At 41.8% G+C, this 24,935-nt stretch carries 24 protein-coding genes; 8 read left to right on the forward strand and 16 right to left on the reverse strand.

The window, feature by feature from the left end; genetic code table 11:
- Window positions 1–7: 7 nt before the first annotated feature.
- Complete coding sequence (locus FRX45_RS10425) at window positions 8–616, reverse strand: DinB family protein (protein WP_152268366.1); 609 nt, start codon at window positions 614–616, stop codon at window positions 8–10.
- A gap of 234 nt (window positions 617–850) precedes the next feature.
- Between FRX45_RS10425 and FRX45_RS10430 the strand changes: the two genes are divergently transcribed.
- Entirely contained in the window at window positions 851–1,297 is a 447-nt protein-coding gene (locus FRX45_RS10430) for a cold-shock protein (RefSeq protein ID WP_152268367.1), read from the forward strand.
- Between the two features lie 4 nt (window positions 1,298–1,301).
- On the opposite strand, the gene FRX45_RS10435 is transcribed toward FRX45_RS10430, so the two are convergent.
- The 10 genes from FRX45_RS10435 to FRX45_RS10480 form a co-directional block, all read right to left on the reverse strand.
- Window positions 1,302–3,047 carry a tetratricopeptide repeat protein gene (locus tag FRX45_RS10435; protein WP_152268368.1) on the reverse strand — a complete coding sequence of 582 codons (1,746 nt, stop codon included), beginning with the start codon at window positions 3,045–3,047 and terminating at the stop codon, window positions 1,302–1,304.
- Window positions 3,048–3,119: 72 nt separating this feature from the next.
- The gene (locus FRX45_RS10440; protein ID WP_152268589.1) at window positions 3,120–3,296 is read right to left on the reverse strand and encodes a YdeI/OmpD-associated family protein; all 177 of its coding nucleotides are present in this window, start codon (window positions 3,294–3,296) and stop codon (window positions 3,120–3,122) included.
- 10 nt (window positions 3,297–3,306) lie between these two features.
- A complete protein-coding gene (locus FRX45_RS10445) occupies window positions 3,307–3,723 on the reverse strand; it encodes a DUF1801 domain-containing protein (RefSeq protein ID WP_152268369.1) in 417 nt (138 codons plus the stop codon).
- 443 nt (window positions 3,724–4,166) lie between these two features.
- Window positions 4,167–4,571, reverse strand: a complete 405-nt coding sequence (locus FRX45_RS10450) for an SDR family NAD(P)-dependent oxidoreductase (protein WP_152268370.1) — start codon at window positions 4,569–4,571, stop codon at window positions 4,167–4,169.
- 67 nt (window positions 4,572–4,638) lie between these two features.
- Entirely contained in the window at window positions 4,639–5,172 is a 534-nt protein-coding gene (locus FRX45_RS10455; protein ID WP_226805233.1) for a Crp/Fnr family transcriptional regulator, read from the reverse strand.
- A gap of 91 nt (window positions 5,173–5,263) precedes the next feature.
- Window positions 5,264–6,541, reverse strand: a complete 1,278-nt coding sequence (locus tag FRX45_RS10460) for a Gfo/Idh/MocA family protein (protein WP_152268372.1) — start codon at window positions 6,539–6,541, stop codon at window positions 5,264–5,266.
- Between the two features lie 192 nt (window positions 6,542–6,733).
- The gene (locus FRX45_RS10465) at window positions 6,734–7,195 is read right to left on the reverse strand and encodes an SRPBCC domain-containing protein (protein WP_152268373.1); all 462 of its coding nucleotides are present in this window, start codon (window positions 7,193–7,195) and stop codon (window positions 6,734–6,736) included.
- Entirely contained in the window at window positions 7,192–7,518 is a 327-nt protein-coding gene (locus FRX45_RS10470; RefSeq protein WP_152268374.1) for an RNA polymerase alpha subunit C-terminal domain-containing protein, read from the reverse strand. Before FRX45_RS10470 ends, FRX45_RS10465 begins: the two co-directional genes overlap by 4 nt.
- Before the next feature lie 95 nt (window positions 7,519–7,613).
- Window positions 7,614–7,919, reverse strand: a complete 306-nt coding sequence (locus FRX45_RS10475) for a hypothetical protein (RefSeq protein ID WP_152268375.1) — start codon at window positions 7,917–7,919, stop codon at window positions 7,614–7,616.
- 52 nt (window positions 7,920–7,971) lie between these two features.
- Window positions 7,972–8,475 (reverse strand): OsmC family protein, encoded by a 504-nt coding sequence (locus FRX45_RS10480; RefSeq protein ID WP_152268376.1) that lies wholly within the window; start codon window positions 8,473–8,475, stop codon window positions 7,972–7,974.
- A 249-nt stretch (window positions 8,476–8,724) separates the two neighbouring features.
- Here FRX45_RS10480 and FRX45_RS10485 point away from each other — a divergent pair, with 249 nt between their 5' ends.
- The 4 genes from FRX45_RS10485 to FRX45_RS10500 all read left to right on the forward strand — a co-directional run bounded on the left by FRX45_RS10485 (window position 8,725) and on the right by FRX45_RS10500 (window position 15,269).
- Entirely contained in the window at window positions 8,725–9,105 is a 381-nt protein-coding gene (locus FRX45_RS10485) for a hypothetical protein (RefSeq protein WP_152268377.1), read from the forward strand.
- 43 nt (window positions 9,106–9,148) lie between these two features.
- Window positions 9,149–13,510, forward strand: coding sequence for a CusA/CzcA family heavy metal efflux RND transporter (locus tag FRX45_RS10490; protein ID WP_152268378.1), 4,362 nt, complete (start codon window positions 9,149–9,151; stop codon window positions 13,508–13,510).
- A gap of 5 nt (window positions 13,511–13,515) precedes the next feature.
- Complete coding sequence (locus FRX45_RS10495; RefSeq protein ID WP_152268379.1) at window positions 13,516–14,646, forward strand: efflux RND transporter periplasmic adaptor subunit; 1,131 nt, start codon at window positions 13,516–13,518, stop codon at window positions 14,644–14,646.
- 89 nt (window positions 14,647–14,735) lie between these two features.
- Entirely contained in the window at window positions 14,736–15,269 is a 534-nt protein-coding gene (locus FRX45_RS10500) for a Uma2 family endonuclease (RefSeq protein WP_152268380.1), read from the forward strand.
- 93 nt (window positions 15,270–15,362) lie between these two features.
- Here the strand turns inward: FRX45_RS10500 and FRX45_RS10505 are convergent, their stop codons facing one another.
- From FRX45_RS10505 to tnpA, 4 genes are all read right to left on the reverse strand, one after another.
- The gene (locus FRX45_RS10505) at window positions 15,363–16,685 is read right to left on the reverse strand and encodes a TolC family protein (protein WP_152268381.1); all 1,323 of its coding nucleotides are present in this window, start codon (window positions 16,683–16,685) and stop codon (window positions 15,363–15,365) included.
- A 6-nt stretch (window positions 16,686–16,691) separates the two neighbouring features.
- Window positions 16,692–19,781: an efflux RND transporter permease subunit gene (locus FRX45_RS10510; RefSeq protein ID WP_152268382.1), complete on the reverse strand. Its 3,090-nt coding sequence runs from the start codon at window positions 19,779–19,781 to the stop codon at window positions 16,692–16,694.
- Window positions 19,781–20,818: an efflux RND transporter periplasmic adaptor subunit gene (locus FRX45_RS10515; RefSeq protein WP_152268383.1), complete on the reverse strand. Its 1,038-nt coding sequence runs from the start codon at window positions 20,816–20,818 to the stop codon at window positions 19,781–19,783. Before FRX45_RS10515 ends, FRX45_RS10510 begins: the two co-directional genes overlap by 1 nt.
- A gap of 513 nt (window positions 20,819–21,331) precedes the next feature.
- A complete protein-coding gene (gene tnpA / locus FRX45_RS10520; protein WP_152268384.1) occupies window positions 21,332–21,769 on the reverse strand; it encodes an IS200/IS605 family transposase in 438 nt (145 codons plus the stop codon).
- Between the two features lie 434 nt (window positions 21,770–22,203).
- Between tnpA and FRX45_RS10525 the strand changes: the two genes are divergently transcribed.
- Entirely contained in the window at window positions 22,204–23,454 is a 1,251-nt protein-coding gene (locus FRX45_RS10525) for an efflux RND transporter periplasmic adaptor subunit (RefSeq protein ID WP_152268385.1), read from the forward strand.
- A 24-nt stretch (window positions 23,455–23,478) separates the two neighbouring features.
- Here the strand turns inward: FRX45_RS10525 and FRX45_RS10530 are convergent, their stop codons facing one another.
- Window positions 23,479–23,838 (reverse strand): four helix bundle protein, encoded by a 360-nt coding sequence (locus tag FRX45_RS10530; protein ID WP_152268386.1) that lies wholly within the window; start codon window positions 23,836–23,838, stop codon window positions 23,479–23,481.
- Between the two features lie 152 nt (window positions 23,839–23,990).
- Between FRX45_RS10530 and FRX45_RS10535 the strand changes: the two genes are divergently transcribed.
- Both FRX45_RS10535 and FRX45_RS10540 read left to right on the forward strand, forming a co-directional pair.
- Window positions 23,991–24,668: an ABC transporter ATP-binding protein gene (locus FRX45_RS10535; RefSeq protein WP_152268387.1), complete on the forward strand. Its 678-nt coding sequence runs from the start codon at window positions 23,991–23,993 to the stop codon at window positions 24,666–24,668.
- A 34-nt stretch (window positions 24,669–24,702) separates the two neighbouring features.
- Window positions 24,703–24,921, forward strand: coding sequence for a hypothetical protein (locus tag FRX45_RS10540; RefSeq protein ID WP_152268388.1), 219 nt, complete (start codon window positions 24,703–24,705; stop codon window positions 24,919–24,921).
- Window positions 24,922–24,935 lie beyond the last annotated feature (14 nt).

Raw genomic sequence — 24,935 nt, forward strand, 5'->3', positions numbered from 1 at the left:
GAAAACATTATTCCTTTGGGAAATTTGGATCCATTTTTACCTCTTCAATTTGCATGGTATGCCTCCTGCTATGGGCGCCAATAAACAAAATTACCTGGTAGGCATCAAGGCTGCCAAATGGAAACGCAGCAACGTGATTGCGCAGGTCTGCTTCGGTATTAGTAACGTATGCAATAAGCTTTGTCCTGTTTTCTTTAAAGGAAGCTAACGCTTCCTCCGCAGTTGCAAAGGCAGTATTCTGAGGCTCAAGCGGAGGCGCAGTTTTTACTTTATGTGTACGGTCAGGAACTTTGGTTTTTACATCTTCGTCTGTCATTTTAATTTCCGCTCTTTTTTCGGGGTTGGCAGCCTGTTCTATTGCGCCGTTGGCTGCTTGCCACAACATAGTTTCAGAAGCTGCAATATGCTTCAGGCATTCTTCTACGCTCCATTTATCTTCCGCGGGCTTAAATTTTAATTGCGCTTCGCTGAGGTTTTTAACAGAAGCATATACTCCCATTTCGGTTTCTTTCAGAAATTTGGCGGCATCTTTTCTTTCTTTTTTTGAAATACCTTTTTCGGGAGCAACAAATGAAAGCGCCATTACAGCGGTGACAAACAAAAATATCTTTTTCATAAAAAAAATTGAGTGGGTGGATGAAAAATTGTATGCAACAGGAAATCTTCTGTTAAGTTAATACATTTAAAGCTGAACTTATAAAATCAAGGCCGGTCGTGATTTACAAACAAGTGCCTTTAATTAGCCGGAAATTTCGTACTTTTGGAGGGATACGCGAAAAGCTTCATCACTTTTCCTGCAATCTCTTCACCTGAAAAAACAATCAGTTAAACATTAAGTAAAATTATATTTATGGCAGAAACCTGGAGTAAAAAAGAAAGAGAAAAGAAAAAACAACAAAACAAAAAAGAAAAAGCCGAACGGAAACAGGAGCGGAAAGAAAATTCCAAACCAGGAAAGAGTTTGGATGATATGCTTGCCTATGTAGATGAAAACGGCCATTTCTCATCCACTCCTCCTGATCCACGGAAAAAAGTAAAGATTAACGTAGAAGACATTGAAATTGGCGTTCGCAAACAGGCAGATATTGATCCGGCAGATTTAATCCGGAAGGGAATTGTAACCTTCTTCAATGAATCGAAGGGCTACGGATTTATTAAAGACAAAGAAACACAGGAAAGTGTTTTTGTACATGTGAATTCATTGCTGGAACCGGTAAAAGAACATAGTAAGGTAACTTTTGAAGTTGAAATGGGCCCTAAAGGCGCCAATGCCGTTAACGTTAAGCTTTCTACTTAATACTTTAAAATACAGATCCTGTAATTTGTACACCGCTTTTCGTAAACGCCGCTACAGCCTGTTGCCGCACTTTTTTAGCTTCTTTTTCTTTTTTCTGTTGCTGTAATGCATCTGCCAGCCCGGTAAGCGACCAGGCATTATTGGGATTTACAATAAGATCTTCCCTGTATACTTTTTCGGCCGCTGCATATTGTTTAGCTTTCAGTAAAGCATGTCCCAGGTATTGCCGTGCGGGATGCGGCCAATCTCTTGGCTCATTATATAACATAGCTGTTTCTTTATTCACCGCCTCTTCCAGTAGTTGGGCCGCCTGAGCATACTGATTGCTTTCTTCTGCGATAACGCCTTCCAAAATTTTTTCAGCCACCTGCACCGCCGCAATACCAGGATTAAAAGCAGCAGGACTTTCATGCAATAAGGCAGACGGCATGCTATCGCGCATATACTGTAGTTCCATTTTGGCCGCTTCAAACTGCTGCCTGCGGGCGAAGGCCAACCCCCGCCCATAATGCCATATAATATTAGCATATGCCCGGGAGTGATGAGTAGCAGCAGTTTTCAAAATCTCATCCCATTTACCAAAACGGATTTGGGTAAAAAAAGGTGTCATATACACATACTGCGCATACATACCAAAATATCCACCGGCATCAAGCCATGAACTGTCGAAACTATTTTTTGCCCTTTCCGATATTTTCAGTGCTGTTGTATAATCACCAGCCATATTAGCACAGCTTGCCTGCATATGAAGGTTGTGTACGATATAAATAAAAGCATTATTAACTACGGGCGGATATTGAGAGAGATACTGATAATAGCCTTTAACGGCGTTTTCATTGACCTCCACTCCCTTGTTGTAATAACCGGAACGAATGTAAATATGTGAAGGCATGTGTACCAGGTGGGCGAGGCCGGGCATCATAGCGCCGAGCCGGTTAGCAACAGCCAATCCTTTTTCGGGATGTTCCGAACCCTCAATGGCATGAATATAATAATGACTCGCTCCCGGGTGATCAGGAAATTGTTTTACCAGTTGTTCCAGCACACGCACGATCTCAGGCGTCCAGGGCTTGGGTTTATACAACCGGTCATACAGATCCCACGGATGCTGCACCATTAACGCATCGGCGTATAACGCGGCCGCATCGCCATTCTGCGGAAAGGTTTCATGCACCTTCTTCATTGCACCGGCATACAACTGGTTTAAGTATGCTCTTGTTTGCGTTGTGTCGGTAGAATACCGGGTTTGCATAGCGGCAATCAATGCTTTTTCAACAGGTGTGCAGTTGCCACATAGTTCGGTTGCCCTTTGCACAGCAGCCAGCGCTCCGGGTGAAGCGGCATAGCCAAAGTCGTTGATATTAGGGCCATAGGCTAAAGCTTTCCCCCAATACCCCATGGCAAAATTCTCATCGAATTGTACAGCTTTTTCAAAAGAAGCCAGGGCTTCAATAATGTGAAAACCATAATACATATTGATGCCCTGCTGAAAATAGATACCTGCACTGTCGTTGGTTACAGTTACCGGCATGCGATGCTTTCCCCAGCCTTCCAGCAACGGAATGATATTGGCGCTGTCGTTAAAATTAATAGCAGAAAGGTTGGGACTACAACCCAATGCATATTGCTTTTTATAGGATTCTACAGTTTCCGGGCTTTGATATACATCAGCGGCACCGGGCGCCTTGTATAAGTAAAGTATGGAGGAACCGATAAAAGCGGTAAGCACGAGAATGACATAATTTCTCATGACTGTAGATTTTAGTTGCAATAAGATACGAAAGTTGTTTCGAAATTTATAATAAAAATATCCCGGTCTTATTTAATGAAATTTTTCTTCTTTGCTCAACATTTCCAGTATGATCTTCATTCGCTTTTCCCCGGTTTCTGGCTTTTTAGCCGTTTGCAAACGCCAGGCAATGATATAAGTATTCGCTTTATTGAGCGTTTGAAAAAACTTTTTAGCTTTAGGAAACTCATTTTCAAAACCAGCGCATATTCAATATGCATTACCTATCTACAAAGTTCAGCCATGCTTTAATTAACCTTTTCAATCCCTCAGCCTTCACTTCCGCATCTTTTTTACCCGTTATTTTCATTACTCTCCGGCCGTCCGTGTAATTACCTTCCAATAGACCGGTGGTATCGTTAATAGTTGCCCCGGTTGGGAAAACAAGTAAGATATATTCTTTTTTATGGAGATTGAAAACAACAATATCTCTTTTATACTCCTTCGGATCAAATGGTTTCATTTTGCCCGTATACCAGAAAGCCGGGGAGTTCCATTTTACCTGTTCCCCTATTGTTTTGTCGGTCTGCAAAATAATTTGCCTCAATTTTTCAACTGTATCTTTCAGTGGGTGATCCAGTTTTTGAATAAACGCCTTTACCTGATCTTCGCCGGATTGTTGTGCAGACTTTGTCATTGATTGTTAATTGATATACAATATAAAAAATAGTTGGATAAAAACTTACCCTTGATTCAGATAAGTTTTCCTTTACCTATTATGTGTCTACGCACCTACTGCGTCTATACGTTTTTTTTATTACCACATAGGATTATAGACGCACAGGATCACATAGGTTTATACTATTGTGTGTCTATGTGCCTACTGTGTCTATGTGTTTTTTTAATTACCATAGGAGGATCATAGGTTCACATAGGCATATCCGTAATGGTGTTAATGTATTGCATTATGTTTTGCTCTGATTGTTTATTATTTTTAATGCAACGCCCGGCGCTATTGCTGATAAGAACCGGAGGATTTTTACTTTCCCAATTTTGATTTCCTGTTTCCATTTTTCTAATCCAGATATCATTTCCGCTACTGCTTTTTGTGGAGTTATGGCTATTTTAGGAGGATTGCCTTTATGCCAGGGCGTTATAGTTTAATGATATAACAGGATGAAGCAAATGAATCAGCCGCACAGGCGCTATAAAGTTTGTTTGCATTTGGGACTCCCCCATTTCAACAATATCTTTATTTCGCCAAAAACCGGTTCTATGCACAATAGCTGCATTGTTGAAAATTACATTGGTGTCCGGATGTTCCTGTTTTACCCAATAGGCCAAACCCTGGCATTGTTCCGGATCGGAAATGTCAGACCGGAAATATCCGCTTAGTTTGCAGAAATCTTTCGCAGCAATTGGTTTCTCTTCCGGCCTTCCGCAAATAATTACTTTGTTTCCTTTAGCTGAGAGTTGTTTACCCAGTTCCAGTCCGATTCCGGAACTGCCGCCTGTAATAAGGATCCTGCTGTTGGTAAGTTTCATTTTGGAATATTTTTGTTCCTGTGCGAACAAAAATATTCCAGCCTTTCGTGCAAAATCCTGACCTATGTTAAGTCATGATTTTTTTTCTGATCCTGCTGAGTGATTCAGGTTTAATGCCAAGATAAGACGCCACCATATGCAATCTTACCCGGTTTTCCAGCAAAGGAAAAGCTTCTAAAAAATCCATGTACCGGGTTTCGGCATCAAGTAGCAGTAAATCTCTTTCCCGTTTTTCTTTTATGCAATATGCTTTTTCCAACTGTGTAACCAGGTAGCCATCCCAAAACGGATCGCTTTTTTTCAGGCTGAGCCAATCCCGGTAATTAATTTCCAGTATTTCGGCATCTTCAAGGGCCTGGATAAAAAAATAAGAAGGTGTATCTTTTATCATAGCCGAATAGGAAGAGATAAAATTATTTTCAGGTATGATCGCTTTTGTGTATTCATTCCCTTCCTTATCAATATATACATACCGAAAAAGGCCACTGAGCGCAAAACAGAATTTCCGGGGAATTTGTCCTTCGGTAATGAAATATTCGTTTTTTAATAATTTTTTAGATTGAGCTATACTTAAAAGCTGTTCGGACCTGGTTTCTGGCAAGCCTGATATGTTTTTGATTATTTCTTTCAAATTGAGAATTTGTTTTTGAATTAATTGAGCTATGAAAGTACAACTGAAACTCAGGTAATGTTTAAAAATCATTAAAGTTCCATGGTGCACGGTATGGTCTTGAGATCATAAGGTTGGCGAAATCATCATCAAATTTTTCCTTTTTGGGATTCCACTTCAGTGGTCTTTGTAATTCATAGGCAATATTTACCGCATTACACACTGTTGCTGTACGGTGCCCGATCTCCACATCTGCTACAGGCTTCGTTCTTTTTTTAATGGCAGTGATCCAATCCTGGTGATGATTATTACTGTGGTATAATTTTTTGTCTGATGGCTTTAGCTGCAGCTTAACAATATTTTCCGGGTTCGACCTCAAAAAAGATCTTGATACCTCTATTGTACCTTCTGTGCCTATAAACTGTATGGCATTCCCGTCGCCCCATTGTTTATGATTAACCACAATTCCACTAGCATAAGTAAAAGATAAGCCGCTTTGTGCCGCCGGTGTGGAAGGCGGGTTAAAGGCTACCGGGCCGGAATCGTCCATATCCAAAGCCCATTGTACAATGTCGAACATATGCGCTCCCCAATCGGTAATATACCCGCCTCCAAAGCCTCTGTATCCGCGCCACCACGCCCATGAATTGTCTTCGATTGGTGGTGATAATGTTGGATTATAACCCCTGTACAAAGACGGACCAATCCACATATTCCAGTCGAGGTATTCCGGAACTGGCAGGGAGGGTAAATCGCATTGCTTTACCGGCTCTCCTACCGAAACATTAATTTCTTTCACCTGTCCTATATAACCATTCAGCACCAGCTCACCTGCCTGTCTGAAATTGTATTGTGAGCGTTGCATGCTTCCGGTTTGCAACACCCGTTTGTATTTCCGCACAGCGTCTACCATTGCCCTGCCTTCGGCAATCGTTAAAGCCAGTGGCTTTTCGCAATAAATATCTTTACCGGCTTTTGCTGCGTCAATGGTTATTTGGGCATGCCAATGGTCCGGCGTGGCTACTACTACAGCATCAATATCTTTACGTTCCAGCAACTCCCGGTAATGGCCATACGCGGTTACATCAGCATTTGTCTTTTTTGCATTAGCTGTTTTTGCAAGGCTTACAAAATGTTCCAGTTTCTTTTTATCTGGGTCACAGGCAGCCAGTACCATAGTTTCGGGAACGGCGGATATAGCTTTCAGCAACCCCCCTGCCTGTTTTCCATTCCCAATAAAGCCCAGGTTAATCCGGTCATTTGGCGCTAAAAACCCTTTTCCGCCCAACACATGCCGGGGAACGATGGTAAATGCTGCTGCTCCAATCAATGTGTTCTTTATAAAAGTTTTTCTTTGCATCTGTTTGTAAGTTTAGAATTGAACCTTAAATATAACCAGAATTCATATACTGCGATGCAGTAACTGACTGTAACGGTTCTCCTCAAAAATAAATCGCAGTTCATAAATATATATTGTCATTGCTGCCAGGAAAAAATAAACAGCAGGGTTTTTGTCGCAAACCACCCTTCAATTGTCGTCTTTATTTATACATTATTGTGGCTTGCGAAAATCAAATGCTCCTTTTCGCAAATTAATTCCATATTCAAGATATGCTTTTAAGCAGGCAAGAAAGTTAGCCCAACCTTCGGTATTACCCTTCAGCCAGTTTATTCCTGTTTCATCGTTGTTCATGCCTTTTTCTGTTACGGTTACAACTGTTGAGTTGTTCTCCCGCGATGTGAGCGATATTTCTACCAGTAGCTCCTGTTGGTTGTCGCTCATCCAGTAGAAAGACAGGTATTGGTTTTGCACTATTTTACCAACACGTACCGGAACATCAATGTCAAATTCCGGAAAATTCCAAACCAATTGTTTGCCTTCCTCCATGATGCCTGTACTTTGAGAAATGAAATAGTGGCTCATTTGGGCAGGATCCGTAATGGCTTCAAAAATTACCGTAGCCGGCTTTTGAATTTCAATCGCTGCTTTAATTTCAAGCGTTTGTGCTGTCATACTAAATCATTTTTTAAAGTTAGTCGTTTTGCTGCCAGAGCGGTCTTAAGTTTGGGAATGGCTGAAATACCCAACCCGTGCAGGGCCAATAATTCCTTTTCCGAAAATGCTGAAAGTTGCTTAGGAGTAGTAATTCCTTTAGCTTCCAGCGCACGCCTGGCGGGCGCAGAGAGAATAGATAAAAATCCGTCATTGGGTTTGCGTTGCGCTTCACAAACCGGGCAGGTGGGACAATCGCTGCTCTTATAATATTTATGCCCGTTTTTACAGGTGCGCAAAGTTTTGTGCAGTGTTTTCGCTTTAGGATTCCTGCGCTCACTCATTTCTGTATAAATTTTTAGATTTTGCCCAACGCATTTACTCGTTTACGGTGTAATTAAACAAGCATACATATTTTGCAGGTTCAATTATTTTGCCTTTAAAAATCATAATGTCTTTCTCCTTCCGGAATTTTTTCTACTGCTAAAATATTAGCCAATATGCTGTCCAGTACCTGGTGTAGATCTTTCTTATCCGGAACAGATTCAAAAAACACATCGGATAGCTCGTGTGTCTTAAGCGCTTTTATTTCTGTTATTAACTTTTTTGCTTCAATGAGGTATTCCTTCTCGTTTTCACAGGAGGAAGCCAGTAAACCAAATGGCAATGTGAGGTCGTGATTAAATTTTTCCGCCTCCACTATTATTCCCTCATAAGCTTCTGAAGATAATTCATCTGTATCCATAATAATTGGTATTTACCGTTATAAAAAAATTGAATCGGACAATTCACTCTGATTATTTATCGTAATATGTTTGTACCGGAACACCTTTAGTGAGGGTTTGATAAACAACACAATATCTTTCTGTTAACTTAGCCAGGCTGCTGATTTGTTCATCTGTTGCATTTGAAGTGAAAGCAAAATACAGGCGGATGGCTATGAAGCCCACGGGCGCTTCTTTTGAAACGCCCAGGGTGCCGCGAAAATCAAGGTCTCCTTCCGCCCTGATACTTCCACCTGGTATTTCAACTCCTATTGCGGTGGCAACAGCACTTAAAGTAACGCCGGCACAGGCAACAAGCGCCTCGAGGAGCATATCGCCCGAACAGGCCAGCAACCCGTTTCCACCAGTAGCAGGATGCAATCCCGCTTCCACCAATGCCCTGCCAGTATCCACTTTACAGGATATCCCCTCCCCAATCTTTCCTTCAGCCTTTAAAGTAACGCATGCCATTTCAGGATCCCGCTGATAGCTTTCTTTTAAAGGCGCCTGAAGCTTTTTTAATTCAAAAGAGTTCATGGCTATAGATTTTAACTCGCATATTAATGATGTAAAAGCCGTACTGTAAAACATCCTTAATTAGTGCCGGGTAAATATACCATGAATTAATTGTTAAAGAAAGGGAGGCAAGGCTATTATCCCGGGCAAAACACAAACAAAAAATTTCAAAACTCAAGAAATTCCATCTTGCCCAATATCATATAAAAGCACGACGAAACTCATACCCGCAAATGCCTGAAATATAAAACGCTTTCGTAACTTGCCGCCGTGAAACGGCTTACCGGCATATTGTTGCTCTCTTTACATATCCTGGCATTTACAGAATGTCATCAGTTGCTGCGTATTCCATACTTAATGCAGCATTTCCTGCAGCACCGTGCAGCCGATCCCAATATGAACTTCAGCGCATTTATCAAAATACATTACCTCGGTCCTGTTATTGTTACCGACGATTTTAAGCAGGATCAGCAATTGCCTTTCCGAAGCGTGGATTGCCACATGCTCAATACCGCAGTTTGCATATATGAGCCTGTTACAGTGGAAATTGATCCTCCCGCTGAAATACCGTCTGTATTCTATTGCTGTAATGAAACGAATAAGCCCCAGTTCTCTTCCTTTGATATTTTTCAACCCCCACGCAAGTCCTGAGTGATATAGACTGACTATTTATTTACAGGCCAAACCATTTTACATGTTAAATGCTATTATTCGCTTTTCCGTAAGGAACAAGCTGATCGTAGGTTTATTTACCCTGGCGCTCATTGTGTGGGGTACCATAGACCTTAGAAATTTACCGATTGACGCTCTGCCCGATATTACCAGCAACCAGGTGCAGATCATTACCGTATCGCCTTCATTGGCCGCTCCCGAAGTAGAAAGGCTGATCACTTTCCCGCTGGAACAGGCCAATGCCAATATTCCCGGCATAAAAGAAATGCGTTCCATTTCCAGGTTTGGTTTATCGGTGGTTACTGTGGTGTTCAGCGATGAGACAGATCTGTACTGGGCCCGCCAGCAGGTAGGCGAAAGGCTGAACCTGGTGCGTGAACAAATACCATCCAGCGCAGGAAACCCCGAACTGGCGCCGGCAACCACAGGTATTGGAGAAATTTATCAATATGTGCTGCGGCCCAAAAAAGGCTATGAGGGGAAATACGACCTGGCTGAACTGCGCTCCATTCAGGACTGGATAGTAAGAAAGCAATTGCTGGGAACACCCGGTGTGGCCGATGTAAGCAGCTTTGGCGGCTATTTGAAGCAATACGAAATTGCCGTGCGGCCGGATCACCTGAAGAGCATGGATATTACTATTGCAGATGTATTTAACGCATTGGAAAAAAACAACCAGAATTCCGGCGGCGCCTATATTGAAAAAGGCCCGGCTGCATTGTTTATTCGTACCGAAGGATTGGCAACCACTATCGGGGAACTGGAAAAAATATTTGTAAAGCATACCACATCGGGCATTCCAGTGTATATGAAGGATGTAGCGGAAGTGCGTATTGGACATGCTATACGTTACGGCGCCATGACCTATAAAGACGAAGGAGAAGTAGCCGGAGCAGTGGTGCTGATGCTGAAGGGCGCCAATGCATCGCAGGTAATAAAAGATGTAAAAACAAGAATAAAACAAATCCGGACAACATTGCCGGAAGATATTGTACTGGAATCTTTTTACGACCGTACTAAAATGGTGGATAATGCCATTGGTACCGTAAAAACCAACCTGCTTGAAGGCGCCCTGATCGTAATTTTTGTACTCGTATTATTTTTGGGCAATTTCAGGGCAGGTTTGATTGTGGCATCGGTTATTCCGCTGTCTATGCTCTTTGCCGTTATTTTAATGAATCTCTTTGGCGTATCGGGCAACCTTATGAGCCTTGGTGCACTGGATTTTGGGTTGATCGTAGATGGGGCGGTCATTATTGTGGAAGCGGTATTACACCGGCTTTCGCATAGCAAATCCTTTGCTGGTATGAACCGCATTACGCAAAACCGGTTGAATGAGGAAGTGGAATCTTCAGCAGGCAAGATGATGAACTCGGCCGTGTTCGGACAGATCATTATCCTCATCGTGTATTTGCCCATTCTTACCCTTACCGGTATTGAAGGAAAAATGTTCCGGCCCATGGCGCAAACCGTTTCTTTTGCGTTGATCGGCGCCTTTTTACTTTCGCTTACCTATGTACCCATGATGTCTTCGCTCTTTTTAAGCAAAAAATTGAAGCATAAAGATACATGGGCCGATAAGATGATGAAAACATTGCAGGGATGGTATCAGCCTTTACTGAAAAAAGCGCTGGCTTTTCCGAAAGCGGTGGTAGGATTTGCCATAGTATTATTTTTAATAGCAGCTTTTATCATGAGCCGCCTGGGTGGTGAATTTATTCCCAAGCTGGAAGAAGGTGATTTTGCCGTAGACGCCCGCCTGCTTGCTGGCAGTTCATTAACCGAAACCATTAAACAAACCCAGAAGGCGGCGGCTATTTTACAAGGCCGTTTTCCGGAAGTAGAAAAGATTGTAACCCGTATTGGTTCAAGTGAAATACCTACCGACCCCATGCCGCTGGAAATGACGGATATTATAATCACCTTAAAACCAAAAAAGGAATGGACTTCTGCTTCATCTTTTGATGAGTTGGCCAATAAAATGAGCAAGGCATTAGAAGAAATACCGGGCATGACCAACGGTTTTCAATATCCCGTGCAGATGCGTTTTAATGAACTGATATCGGGCGCCCGCCAGGACATTGTATGTAAAATTTTTGGTGAGGATTTAGACAGCCTTTCGGCCTATGCCAATCAAATGGGAAATATGGTGTCTACCGTAGAAGGAGCCAAGGATATTTATATAGAAACCGTAACGGGTTTGCCCCAGATTGTAATAAAATATAACCGGGAGGCAATGGCACATTACCAATTGAATGTGGCGGATGTAAACCAGGTAATACGTACAGCTTTTGCCGGCGAAGCAGCGGGAATAGTTTATGAAGGTGAACGGCGCTACGATCTTGTGGTGCGATTGCAGGATGACGAGCGTAATGATGTTTCCGATGTTCAGCAATTGCTGATCCCTACCCCTGGCGGACTGCAGGTACCGCTGTACCAGGTGGCTACGGTTGAAATAAAAGAAGGGCCTAACCAGATACAACGTGAAAATGCGCAACGGAGAATTATTGTTGGTTTTAATGTAAGAGGAAGGGATGTGGAATCGGTAGTGAATGAACTGAGTGAAAAAGTGAACCAACAAATAAAATTCCCGGCCGGTTACTATGTAAAATATGGCGGACAATTTGAAAACCTGGTGGAAGCCACGCAGCGCTTATCTATTGCTGTTCCCGTGGCCTTACTGCTGATACTGGTGCTCTTGTATTTCGCTTTTGGATCCCTGAAGTATGGCCTGCTTATTTTTTCCGCCATTCCTTTATCTGCCATTGGCGGGATATTAGCGTTATGGATCAGGGATATGCCATTTAGTATTTCAGCAGGAGTAGGTTTTATTGCTTTGTTTGGCGTAGCGGTATTAAATGGCATCGTACTGATAGCAGAATTTAACCGGTTAAAGCAAACAGGACTACAGGACATTCAACAAATTATTATGGAAGGAACACAAATAAGGCTTCGCCCCGTACTAATGACGGCCAGCGTGGCCTCACTGGGTTTTATGCCAATGGCTTTAAGCCATGGAGCCGGCGCTGAAGTGCAGCGGCCGTTGGCTACCGTTGTAATTGGCGGATTAATGACTGCCACAATGCTTACATTGGTTGTGCTGCCGGTTTTATACCGCTGGTTTGAAAAAGGAGGAATGAAAAAAATGAAGATAAAGCCTCCTGCAACGATAATATTGTTTTTGGGGCTATGCAGCGCTGTACAAGGCCAACAAAGGGTAACGCTGGAGGAAATGCTGAAAATGGGCAGTGAACAGAATCTTAATTTGCAATCCATAAAAAAAGAAACGGATTACTGGAAGCAATTGCAGACAGGTGTTTTTGATCCGGGCAAAACCCAGTTGGGTGGCGAATACGGGGGCATCAACGGCATAAAAAATGACACCCGCTTTTTTGTAAGCCAGGGTTTTAACCTGCCGGTAGTATACCGCCGCCAGCGGCAATTGTATAAAAATGAGCAAACCGCACAGGAGCAGTTGGCCAACTGGAAACAAGCGGAGCTGCAACGGGGAATTAAAAGCGTGTTTTATAGATTGGCCGATGGATTGGAAAGAAAGAAATTATTGCAGCGGTTAGATTCGGTATACAGTCGCTTTCAGCAATCGGCAGACCTGCGTTTAAAAGCAGGAGAAAGCAATGTGCTGGAAAAAACCACCGCCGATGCACAGTTGCAACAGTTACAATTACAACAGCAGCAATTAGACGCCGATATACTGATATTGCAACAGCAATTGCAATGGCTTCTCAATACGGATGAACTTTTTCTTCCGGCATATGCCACTTTAAAAATGGAAGATATTGCTTTGATGGCTGATACAACTTCTGTGGCTACTCACCCGCAAATACAGTATAATAAATTGCAGGAACTAACAGCAGCAGCACAAACCAGTGTTGAAAAAACAAAGTTATCGCCCGACTTTTCTGTTGGCTACAGCAACCAGTCTATTATTGGTTATCACAGTGAAGATGGTATCAGCCAAAAGTATTATAGTAGCAGCAACCGCTTTCATATTGCCAATGTAACCGTTGGCATTCCATTGTTTAACAGCGCCACAAAAGCAAGGATTAAAGCGGGCAGGGTACATGAAGAAGTGGCGAAGCTGCATACAAAAGCAACGGAGCAATACATAAAACACAATCTTCAGCAACTTATGGCAGCATACAAAAAAGAGCTGAACAACCTGGCATATTATGAAAACACCGGATTGCAGCAGGCCGAACTGATCATAAAAACAGCAAGACTGAGTTTTGAGAACGGCGAAATAAGTTATTTAGAATGGACTGCACTGATGAACAATGCAGTGAATATCCAGTTGAATTATATGGATGCTGTGCACCAATACAATCAAACCCTTATTGAATTAGAATACTTAACCGGAAAATAAAATTTATGCGTTATCTATATATCATTGTATGGCTTGGACTAATGACAGCCTGCACTTCAAAAAAACAACAGGAGGAAAAACAAACCCCTGTATCTGAAAATGCAGTAACGCTTACCGCAGCGCAAATTAAAAATGCGGGTATTGAAACCGGGACGATCCAAAAACAATCGCTCAACAGCGAGCTTAAAGTGCATGGACTGGTGGACGTGCCCCCGCAAAATATTGTTTCGATCAGCTTTCCATTGGGTGGTTACCTCAAAAACACAAAGTTGCTGCCGGGTATGCATGTAAATAAAGGAGAGACAATTGCTATTATGGAAGATCAGTCCCTGATACAATTGCAACAGGACTACCTGGTAGCGAAAGCAAAATTGCAGTATACGGAAAAAGATTTTGAAAGGCAAAAGATGCTGAATGAAAGCAAGGTAAACGCGGATAAGATTTACCAGCAGGCACAGGCGGATTTTTCTTCACAAAAAGTATTGGTAAAAGGGTATAGTGAAAAGCTCAAACTGGTTGGTATTAATCCCGAAAAGCTGAATGAAAATACGATTTCAAGAAGCGTGCCCCTGTATTCACCTATCAACGGATTTGTTTCCAAAGTAAATGTGAATATTGGTAAATATGTGAACGCATCGGATGTGTTGTTTGAACTCATTAACCCTGCAGACATACATGCCGCGCTTACTGTATTTGAGAAAGACCTGGGTAAAGTAAAGCCCAAACAAAAAGTAATGGTCACTTTTGTAGATGATCCTTCTACTGAATATGAGTGTGAAGTAATACTGGTAACTAAAAATGTAGATGACAACCGCAGCGCTTTAGTGCATTGTCATTTTGAAGAACAGCCCAAACAATTGTTGCCGGGTATGTTTATAAATGCAAGGATCAAAGTAACCAATGCACAGGTAACTGCCGTGCCTGAAGCGGCCGTAGTACGGTATGGCAATAACGAGTTTGTGGTTGAATACAGGGGAAATAACAGTTTTCATCTTTTGCCGGTTCAAACAGGAATGAAAGAAGATGGGATGGTGGAAATTATAAGTGAGGATAATGATCTTACGGGTAAAACAGTAATCATTAAAAACGCCTATGCGGTATTGTCGCAGATGAAGAATGCGGGAGAAGAGGAATGAGCAGGCCTGTTAGATTTGCAGGGCGGAAGGCAGCGCAGCAAATCTAACAGGACTAAGCCAAATAATGTATCTTTAACCTCATTCTTATTATGAGTTCATCAGTAAAAATATTGCCACATTACACCTATGCCGATTATGTACAATGGGAAGGTCAGTGGGAATTGATTGATGGTATACCCTATGCCATGAGCCCATCTCCTGTTCCAAAGCATCAGCGGCTTGCTAATAACCTGGGGGCAGAATTAAGATTACAGTTGAAAAAATGTGATAAATGCAGTGGTTATCAGCCCGTAGATTACCATGTAGCCGATGACACCATTTTACAGCCTGATATGCTGGTGGTATGTGGTACTATCACTAAAAATTATTTGGATTTCCCGCCTGCCCTGGTGGCTGAAATCCTTTCTCCCTCCACGGCGTTAAAAGACCGTCATACCAAATACGGTATTTATGAATCACAGGGCATACCCTACTTTATTATTATAGCGCCGGATACCGAAGAAGTGGAAGTATATACCTTACAGAATGGTGCATATACGCTTTCCGCTAAAGGGAAAGATATTAAACACGATTTTGACTTCGAAGATTGTAAGGCGCTAATTGATTTTAAAGAAATATGGTGAGGATCTAAGATTTGATATTTGAAATGCAGAGAAGGCTCTGAATGCTGAAAGCCCTGTAGTATGAATTTCAAATCATAAACCTTAAATTTCAAATTATCTTATAATTTCTCCTTTCAAACGCAGCAATTCCGTTTCAGAAAGCTTGGTATTGTATCTTGCCGCTATCAGGCGGTCGTAGGCTTCTTCTAAGCTTTTTTGCGCTTCTCTTAATTCTAAAAAAGTAGATACACCCTGGCGAAAACGTTCCAGTGCGATCATTACGTTTTCCTTCGCCAGCTCAATATTCTCTTCTTCCAGCCTCAATGCATTGATCTGGTATTGATAACTGTTAAATGCCACTTTAATCCAAACATTTACCAGGCTCATTTGTTTGGATACTGCAATATCCTGGTATTCCACATCTAACTGCGCCTGCCGTATATTCCTGTTAACGCTTAAATTATTGAGTATAGGGATGGCAGCGGTAAAGCCAAAATTGTATCCTTTATTACGGCTGTATGTAGAAGAAAAGGGATTAATATTATTCTGGTTCTGATTACGGGTAAAGTTATACGCAGATACAAAGGAAACAGTAGGCCAGCGTGAAGCCTTAGCTTCTTTCAATGAAATTTTTGCAATATCCGCACCTTTTAATGCCTGTAAAATAGTCGGGTTAGAAGTTTCGATCTGGTTTTGAATATCAGATATATTCATGTCCAGTTCCAGCGGAATGGAATCAGCCACTTCATATACTGCCGGCAATTGCATGCCGGTTAACTGGTTTAACTGGTCTCTTAACTGGATCATGGTTGTTTGCTGCTCCAGGTGAGCAGCTTTCTGTGCATTCAGATCTACCTTGGCCTGTAGCAGTTCCGGTTTTGTGCCCAGCCCCACTGATAATTTCCTGTCGGCCAATTTCACCCTTTCTTCATTAATGGACATTTGCTCCTCGATAGCCTTCAGCAGTTGTTTCTGCCGCACAATAAGGTAATAGTTATTAATGATCTCCGCGGTAGTGTTCACTACCTGCGCTTTGAGGTTAATTCTTCCCAGGTTATATAATTCGTCAATCCTTTGTTTGGTGGCGAACATTTTTAACCCGTCAAATAAGGTCCAGTTTAAATTAACAGCAGCATTAATATTACCTGTTTTAATGCCCGAGCCTTCAACATCGTCCCTTGTATCAAATTTTTGTTTTTGTGCCGAAGTAGACCACAGGGTACCTGCAGTTGCGTTTATATTGGGCAAAAAAGCACCATAAACATAACGTTGATCCGTAGCCGCAGCTACAGAATCATTGCTTAATAATAATATGTCATAATTACTATGCAGTCCGGCGGCTATAGCTTCCTGCAGCGTAATCATTTGCTGCGCCTGTACCGAAAAATTAAAACCACATACTATTGTAACGATGCTGATTATTTTTTTCCACTCCATAACAGGTCAGGCTCTTTTTTCTTCTGAAAAATATTCGTCAATATGACTTTCGTGTTTTCTTGCCGAAAGAAAACTATACATGGCAGGAATTACAAACAGGGTTAAAATCAGTGAAAATATAATACCACCAACAATTACTATACCCAGAGGAATACGACTGGTAGCAGCCGCGCCAAATGATAAAGCAATGGGCAAAGCGCCCAAAGACATGGCAAGGCTGGTCATTAAGATCGGTCTTAACCTGGCCACGGCAGCTTCAATAACCGCCTGACCTTTTGGAATGCCTGATCTTTGCTTCTGGTTAGCGAATTCCACAATAAGAATACCATTCTTGGTTACCAGCCCGATCAGCATGATCATACCAATCTGCGAAAATATATTTAAGGTTTGATCAAATAACCATAGTGATAATACAGCGCCGGCAATAGCCAACGGCACAGTGAACATAATGATGAAAGGGTCAATAAAACTTTCGAACTGTGCTGCCAGCACTAAAAATATTAAAGCCAGCGCCAGCACAAAGGCAAACATGGTATTGCCGGAGCTTTCAGCAAAATCGCGTGAAGAGCCGGCAAGTGAAGTAGCAAACGTATCGTCTAACATTTTATCGGCTATGTCCTGCATGGCTTTAATGCCATCGCCAAGGGCTATGCCCGGAGCCAGCCCCGCCGAAATAGTAGCCGATTTATAACGGTTAAAGTGATAGATAGTAGGCGGTGTAGTGCTTTCCTTAACGCTTACCAGGTTGTCTAACGAAATACTTTCACCCCGTTGATTGCGCAGGTAAATATTTTTCAAATCAGTGGGTTTGTTCCTGTCAACCCTTGGCACCTGCCCTATTACTTCATATTGTTTTCCTTCTTTTGTAAAATAACCCAGGCGCCGGTTGCTGTAAGCCAACTGCAGCGCTTCAGAAATAGCATCAACACTAACGCCAAGCGCACTGGCCTTCAAACGGTCAACCGTAACCGAAAGTTCGGGCTTATTGAATTTGAGATCAATATCCACTCCCTGGAAGGCCGGGTTTTTATTCGCTTCCTCCATGAATTTGGGGAGGATTTCTGTAAGCTTTTCAAAATTATTATTTTGTACAACAAACTGAACCGGCAGGCCACCCCTTCGGCTAACCGAAATGGTTTGCTCCTGGGTTGGAAATGCTTTACCTTCTGTAAATTTTGGAAGATTCCTGTTTACCATGTCTACAATGTCCTGCTGCGACCGTGTGCGTTCAGCCGGATCAACCAGTGTTACTCTCAAAAAACCGGTGTTTACCGAACCAGAGCCGGAAAATCCCGGTGCGGTTACCGTTAATACCGATTTAGATTCCGGAACAGAGTCCAGCACAAAATTGGTGAGCTTATCAATATAGCGGTCGGTATAATCAAAAGAGGAGCCTTCGGGCATGGTTACCGACATGCGAAACTGGCTACGGTCTTCCATAGGCGCTAATTCAGATTTCAGGCTGCCGCCTATCAGCCATATCACCCCTCCGCAGACCAATATAATGATCACCGCCAGCCATTTTACTTTCATAAACAGTCCCAGCAAACGGTGATACCCGTTTTCCATACCACTGAAAAAGGGTTCGGTTACCCTGTAAAACCATCCGTGTGTATGCTTTTTGCGTGCAAGCTTTACATTGAGTACCGCGGTTAGCGTTAGCGATACAAAAGCCGATACCAGCACAGCTCCTGCTACTACAATTCCAAACTCACGGAAAAGGCGGCCCACAAAACCCTGTAAAAAAATGATGGGCAAAAAGATAACGGCGAGTGTAATGGATGTGGAAATAACGGCAAAATAAATTTCTTTGGACCCCTCCTTTGCGGCCTGCCATTTATTCATCCCCTGCTCCATCTTTTTATAAATATTCTCCGTTACCACAATACCATCATCCACTACCAGCCCCGTTGCCAGCACAATAGCCAGCAGGCTTAATACATTGATGGTAAACCCGCAGAGATACATAATAAAGAATGCGGCTATTAATGAAACGGGAATATCTATTAATGGACGCAACGCCATCAGCCAGTCGCGGAAGAAGAAATAGATGATCAGGATAACGAGCGTTATAGCTATAATAAGCGTTTCCTCCACCTCGGATATGGAGCGCTGAATAAATACACTGTCATCCAGAACAATATCAAGTTTAATATCTTCGGGTACTTCTTTTTTTAATTGCTCATACCGTTTGTAAAACTCATCGGCAATAGAAATATAATTAGCTCCCGGCAGCGGTACAATGGCAAGCGCAATCATAGGCACACCATTGAGCTTTAATATGGTTTCTTCATTTTCGGGGCCCAATACCGCTTCTCCTATATCTTTTAACCGTATAATACTGCCGCCGAAATTCTTTATGATGATATTATTAAACTCCTCCTCAGTAGATAAACGACCGAAGGTTCGTACCGTAAGTTCTGTATTATAGCCTGCAATTTTTCCTGAAGGCAGTTCCACGTTCTCCTTTAAAAGCGCTTCCTGCACATCCTGGAAAGTAAGCCCGTATGCATTGAGCCGTGAAGGCTCGAACCAGATGCGCATAGCATATTTTTTTTCACCCCATATTTGCAGGCTGCTTACTCCCGGAATGGTTTGCAGTCTTTCCTGCAGTACATTGGTTGCATATTCCGTAATCTGTAATGGGTTACGGGTATTGCTTTGCACCGTCATTGATATAATGGAACTGGAACTGGCATCCGCCTTGGAAACTACAGAAGGAGCGTCAAGATCCTGGGGAAGACGGCGCTGCGCCTGGGAGGTTTTATCTCTTACATCATTGGCGGCCGCCTCCAGGTCAACACCCAGTTCAAACTCGATGGTAATATTGCTCATGCCCTGGCTGCTGGAAGAGGTCATGTTTTTAATACCAGCAATACCATTAATAGATTTTTCTATGGGTTCCGTGATCTGCGATTCTATAATATCGGCATTAGCACCGGAATAATTGGTACGTACATTAATAATGGGCGGATCAATAGCGGGGTAATCTCTTACACCAAGGAAAGTAAAACCAATTACACCAAACACAATAATCAGAATGCTTGCAACGGTTGCTAACACCGGGCGCCTCAGACTTGTTTCAGAAATATTCATTATTGTATTTTGCTGAGTTGTATTTGAGAATTAGGTTGTATTGCCATTAACCCCGACATCAACACGGTATCTCCAATATTTACTCCACTGGTTACCTGCACATATACCGAATCTCTTATGCCGGTGGTAACGGGTAAAAACTGCGGCGCTCCGTTCTTATATACAATAACCTGTTTGCCATGGCTGAGCGGAATTACGGACTGGGTAGGTATAATAATAGCGTTATTATCTCTAGCAAGGTTAAGGGCAACTTTTGCAAAAGCCCCGGGTAACAGGGATGCGTGTTTTCCCTTTACCAATGCTTTGATATTTAAACTGCGGGTATTGGCATCAATAAAATATTCCGTTGCTATTACAGTAGCTTCAAATTTTGTACTTACGCCATCAACACTAAAGTTGATCTTTTTACCCGGTACAAAATTAGCGCTATATTTTTCAGGTACGGTAAAATCTAATTTCAGTTGATCTACCTGCCGTATGGTAGCAATTACATCTGCCGGGGAAACATAGGCGCCAAGGCTGATATTCCTTAACCCGATCCGTCCGTCAAAAGGGGCCCTGATCTCGGTTTTAGCAATACTTACTTTCACTAATTCAATATCCGCCTTATTATTATTTACCTGGAGTTCACTCAGGTCAACATCCTGCTGACTGATGCCCTGTATTTTTAACAATTCTTTATAACGCTCTACGGTTTTTTGATTGATCGCCAATTGAACCTCAAGCTTCTTTAACTGGGCCTGCAGATCATCATCAAACAATTTGGCTAATAATGTACCTTTTCTCACGAAGCTGCCCTCCTTAAAATTAATGCTTACCAGTCTGCCGGTAATTTCCGGGCGGATATCCGTTCCTTCTGCAGGCAACAATGAGCCGGCCACTTCAATATTTTCGCTTAAGGGAATGGTTTTTACAATAAATGCATCAGCAATAACAATGCGGCTTCTCTCTTTGGGTTGGGTTGCGGCTTTTTCTTTTTTTGCAGAACAGGCAAACAAGCCGGAGAAGACAATAATATATAAATATAAGTTTCTCATCGGCTGCGAAACTAATACAATTTGAAGTTGAAACATTCACCACTTGTAAATAAGTGAACGTTAATTAATGTTAATGGAAAATTCCGGGCATTCTGATATATCCGGGTAATAAACAATAGTCAATTGATTTCTCTTTTTAGGATAGGTACAGCCAGCTATAGTTGATTGCAGGTAATGGCTTTTAAATGTGCTCTTTCTTTATTGCATTTTGGATGAAACCAATTGAAAATAAACTATATTTTGCAACAGGGCTTTAGTACCATTTTGCTTATGAAGGGATGTGGCTAAAGCCACACAGTATCACTTTTAAGGCAGTCAGCTAAAGCTGACTGGAAGTGATGGGGCTTTCCTATATGATATCAATTTCCTTTGTAGTTGGCTAACCTGGTCGCAAGTGTTGAATCATCTCCAAATATCTTCATTCTTCATTGCAGTTTGGTTTTAGCCAACTGAAAAAAAACAATATTTTGAATTGGGCTTTAGCCCCATCTGTTTCCAGTTAGAAAACATGCTTTATTTAGGCTGAATATATTGCCAGCCATACTTATTCATAAATTCTTCTATCTCGTCAACAAAAGATGCTTTCTGATGATGCACTTCCTGGTTGAATATGTAATTTCTTACTGCTTGCACATGTCTTTCACTTACACTCACTGCCCAATAATCGTCCTGCCAGATAAATTTGTCTAAAGTTAATTTATTTTGATTGATCCATATAGATGATTCGCCTTTTATAAGTTGAGCTGTCTTGCTCATGCTCAGGTTTTTATTTAATGAGATCAGGCAATGAGCATGGTCTGACCAGCCATTAACGGAATCAAGATAAATGTCCTTTTTCTCTGCATTTTGTTTAATGTGTTGAAATACTTTTTGTCTGATTGCTGCATGCAGGAAGGGTGCTCTGTTTTTGGTAGAAAAAACAAGATGGACCCAAATTCTAACCCAACTCATAAGCGGTGTTTTTAGAATACAATTTAATGAAATTAATGTGGCTAAAGCCACATAGTATCACTTTTAAGGCAGTCAACTAAAGCTGACTGGAAGTGATGGGGCATTCCTATATGATATCAATTTCCTTTGTAGTTGGCTAAGCTGGTTGCAGGTGATAGGGCTCTCTAAATGTCTTCATGCCGCATTGCATCTATCATGTTTTATATTGCCGGGAATAAAATAGCTGTATCAAAAACGAACACCTGTTGTATCGCTAACGTACGAAGAAACAAAATAATAGGTTACAAATTATTGATAATCAATACACTTGTATTCTGGCACAACATTCACTTATAACATTAATGTTTTCTCATGTGCTGATTTTTTTGTCTCCCGGTTTTAAAGTCGGGAGGCTTTTAAAAAAGCCGGTAAAATTGCCTGAAAAAATAAATAGAATGGACAGAGCTATTGCAAAAAAGAAATGGAGTACAAAACGGATACTAACTATAGCCGGTATAGCAGGTATCGTTGGATTGATTGCCGCGAGTTATTATTCTACTTCCGGTAATTCAAAATTAAATGTAGACACGGAAAGGATTACCATAAGCGAAGTAAAAGAAGGAATTTTCCAGGAAACCATTCCTGTAAATGGTGTGGTGCTTCCGGTAACGAGTATTTATCTTGACGCGCAGGAAGGCGGACGGGTAGAAGAAAAATATGTGGAAGACGGCGCCATTATGAAAAAGGGAGAACCCATTTTACGGCTTTCCAATACCGACCTTTTAATGAACCTGATGAGTCAGCAGAATACCGTTTACAATACACTAACGCAAATGCAGATCAACAATAATGCGGCACAGCAAAATACGGTGAGTAAGCTGAACCAGATGGCCGATGTAGAAAGCCAGTTGAAAGAAGCTGAAAGGCTATACAATTTAAATAAAAAGCTTTTTGAACAAAAAGTTATCGGCTCACAGGAGTTTGAACAATCGAAGATCAGTTACAATTATTACATGCAAAAAGAAAAATTAACAAAACAGATATTATACCGTGACTCTTTATCGCGTTTACAACAGGCAACCCAGGATAAACAATCCTATGCCGGTTCGCAACAGGCGCTCAATATCATGCAAAAAAAAGTTGGCGATCTTATTGTGCGTGCACCGGTTGACGGGCAGCTTACTTCATTAGACGCGGAGATTGGGCAGAATAAAAACAAGGGAGAAAGATTGGGGCAGATAGATGTGCTGAGCGGTTTTAAAGTGCGTGTGGATGTTGATGAACATTATATTTCAAGAATATACCCGGGTCAGAGAGGACGTTTCACCTTTGCAGACACTACCTACCAGTTGGAAATTAAAAAAGTGTTTACGCAGGTAACCAACGGCCGCTTCCAGGTAGATATGGAATTTGTGGATAAAGTGCCCAAAGGCATAAGGCGCGGTCAAACCCTGCAAACCCTGCTGGCATTAAGCGATGAAAGAAAATCTTTACTGCTGGCACGTGGCGGCTTTTACCAGCAAACCGGCGGCAACTGGGTATTTAAAGTATCTGCAGATGGCAAAAAAGCGTATAAAGTAGATATACAGTTGGGCAATCAAAACCAGGATTACTATGAAGTGTTGCAGGGATTACAACCGGGCGATAAAGTAGTAACCAGCAGCTATGAAAATTATGGAACCATGCAGGAACTGGTGTTGAAGTAGCTGATAGCTATCGGCTTTCGGCGATCAGCCATCAGCATCAAGTTTCTTTATGAGTGAATAGATCATTCTTTTTATTCCGATTGTTTCAAATTCAAGCTCTTTAAATACAATTTCGGAGAGGTAACCCAGATCTTTTGATAAGAAAAGCTGGTATTCCAGCTCCGAAGATGAACCGGCAGCAATGACCAGAAATCGTTTGAAATCAGGAGTACTGCTGCGCCCGCATCCTTCAGCTATATTTGAAGGTATGGAATAAGCGCAACGGCGCATTTGAGACGCAAGTCCAAAAATTTCGTCTTTAGGATATGACTTTGTAAGCGAGTAGATTTTCAAAGTAAGCGAATGCCCTTTAGGCCAGACAGAAAGATTTCGGAAGTTTCTCATTCTGCAATGCATTTTAGGTTAACAACAAATATGAAGTTAACTTAAAATACCAAGTGGCCAAAAGCTGATTGCTGACTGCCGATTACTGAAAGCAACAGTGTAACAATTTATGCATATAAACGTATTATCATTCTTAATAAAATATATCATCCATGATCAAAATCTCCGAATTAGAAAAAATATACCGCACAGAAGAAGTAGAAACGGTTGCGCTGAATAAACTTTCATTTGAAGTAAAAGAAGGCGAGTTTGTGGCGGTAATGGGCCCTTCGGGCTGCGGAAAATCAACCCTGTTAAATATCCTGGGGATGCTGGATGATCCTGATGCAGGCAGCTTTTTATTCAATGGTATTGAGGTAGCGCATTTTAATGAACGCAAACGCGCCGACCTGCGCAAGCATAATATTGGTTTCGTATTTCAAAGCTTTAACCTTATTGATGAGCTCACCGTTTTTGAAAATGTGGAGTTGCCATTAATATATACCGGTGTAAAAGCCGCCGACCGCAAAAAAAGAGTGGAAGCAGTTTTGGATAAGGTACAGATCATGCACAGGCGCAACCACTATCCCCAGCAATTATCCGGTGGGCAACAGCAACGCGTAGCCGTAGCAAGGGCAGTAGTCAATAATCCCAAGCTTATTCTTGCGGATGAGCCTACGGGTAACCTCGACTCAAGCAATGGCAATGAAGTAATGCAAATGCTTACCGATCTGAATGAACAGGGCACCACCATTATTATGGTAACACACTCCGAGCACGATTCAAGGTACAGCCATCGGATCATTCGCATGTTAGACGGACAAACGGTTACAGAAAATATACTCGTGTAATTTGAGATTTGAAATTTAAAATTTAAAATCAGTTATGACACAGCAATATCAAACCAAAGTACAGCGCATTACCATGCTGCTTACACTGCTGGCATTGGTAATCGCTATTGCCAAAAATGTATCGGCAGGTACAAAATGCATACCTGCTAAGCAATCACATCAATGCGAAAGCAATGCAAAGACCGGCATTATTGAAACCACAACAGATATAAAAGATATACCCTGGCTGCCTGTTATATCCATGATCTGGTAAATAAAACATACTGT

This window comes from Agriterribacter humi (assembly GCF_009192765.1).
GTDB classification, from domain to species: domain Bacteria; phylum Bacteroidota; class Bacteroidia; order Chitinophagales; family Chitinophagaceae; genus Agriterribacter; species Agriterribacter humi.

What these genes read in the sequence shown, in the direction of transcription:
- FRX45_RS10515 (WP_152268383.1), bottom strand. Translation starts at nt 20,818, where the DNA reads ATGAGAAACTTATATTTATATATTATTGTCTTCTCCGGCTTGTTTGCC.
- tnpA (WP_152268384.1), bottom strand. Translation starts at nt 21,769, where the DNA reads ATGAGTTGGGTTAGAATTTGGGTCCATCTTGTTTTTTCTACCAAAAAC.
- FRX45_RS10505 (WP_152268381.1), bottom strand. Translation starts at nt 16,685, where the DNA reads ATGGAGTGGAAAAAAATAATCAGCATCGTTACAATAGTATGTGGTTTT.
- FRX45_RS10540 (WP_152268388.1), top strand. Translation starts at nt 24,703, where the DNA reads ATGACACAGCAATATCAAACCAAAGTACAGCGCATTACCATGCTGCTT.
- FRX45_RS10490 (WP_152268378.1), top strand. Translation starts at nt 9,149, where the DNA reads ATGTTAAATGCTATTATTCGCTTTTCCGTAAGGAACAAGCTGATCGTA.
- FRX45_RS10525 (WP_152268385.1), top strand. Translation starts at nt 22,204, where the DNA reads ATGGACAGAGCTATTGCAAAAAAGAAATGGAGTACAAAACGGATACTA.
- FRX45_RS10480 (WP_152268376.1), bottom strand. Translation starts at nt 8,475, where the DNA reads ATGAACTCTTTTGAATTAAAAAAGCTTCAGGCGCCTTTAAAAGAAAGC.
- FRX45_RS10495 (WP_152268379.1), top strand. Translation starts at nt 13,516, where the DNA reads ATGCGTTATCTATATATCATTGTATGGCTTGGACTAATGACAGCCTGC.
- FRX45_RS10445 (WP_152268369.1), bottom strand. Translation starts at nt 3,723, where the DNA reads ATGACAAAGTCTGCACAACAATCCGGCGAAGATCAGGTAAAGGCGTTT.
- FRX45_RS10475 (WP_152268375.1), bottom strand. Translation starts at nt 7,919, where the DNA reads ATGGATACAGATGAATTATCTTCAGAAGCTTATGAGGGAATAATAGTG.
- FRX45_RS10435 (WP_152268368.1), bottom strand. Translation starts at nt 3,047, where the DNA reads ATGAGAAATTATGTCATTCTCGTGCTTACCGCTTTTATCGGTTCCTCC.
- FRX45_RS10470 (WP_152268374.1), bottom strand. Translation starts at nt 7,518, where the DNA reads ATGAGTGAGCGCAGGAATCCTAAAGCGAAAACACTGCACAAAACTTTG.
- FRX45_RS10465 (WP_152268373.1), bottom strand. Translation starts at nt 7,195, where the DNA reads ATGACAGCACAAACGCTTGAAATTAAAGCAGCGATTGAAATTCAAAAG.
- FRX45_RS10460 (WP_152268372.1), bottom strand. Translation starts at nt 6,541, where the DNA reads ATGCAAAGAAAAACTTTTATAAAGAACACATTGATTGGAGCAGCAGCA.
- FRX45_RS10430 (WP_152268367.1), top strand. Translation starts at nt 851, where the DNA reads ATGGCAGAAACCTGGAGTAAAAAAGAAAGAGAAAAGAAAAAACAACAA.
- FRX45_RS10425 (WP_152268366.1), bottom strand. Translation starts at nt 616, where the DNA reads ATGAAAAAGATATTTTTGTTTGTCACCGCTGTAATGGCGCTTTCATTT.
- FRX45_RS10535 (WP_152268387.1), top strand. Translation starts at nt 23,991, where the DNA reads ATGATCAAAATCTCCGAATTAGAAAAAATATACCGCACAGAAGAAGTA.
- FRX45_RS10530 (WP_152268386.1), bottom strand. Translation starts at nt 23,838, where the DNA reads ATGAGAAACTTCCGAAATCTTTCTGTCTGGCCTAAAGGGCATTCGCTT.
- FRX45_RS10510 (WP_152268382.1), bottom strand. Translation starts at nt 19,781, where the DNA reads ATGAATATTTCTGAAACAAGTCTGAGGCGCCCGGTGTTAGCAACCGTT.
- FRX45_RS10450 (WP_152268370.1), bottom strand. Translation starts at nt 4,571, where the DNA reads ATGAAACTTACCAACAGCAGGATCCTTATTACAGGCGGCAGTTCCGGA.
- FRX45_RS10500 (WP_152268380.1), top strand. Translation starts at nt 14,736, where the DNA reads ATGAGTTCATCAGTAAAAATATTGCCACATTACACCTATGCCGATTAT.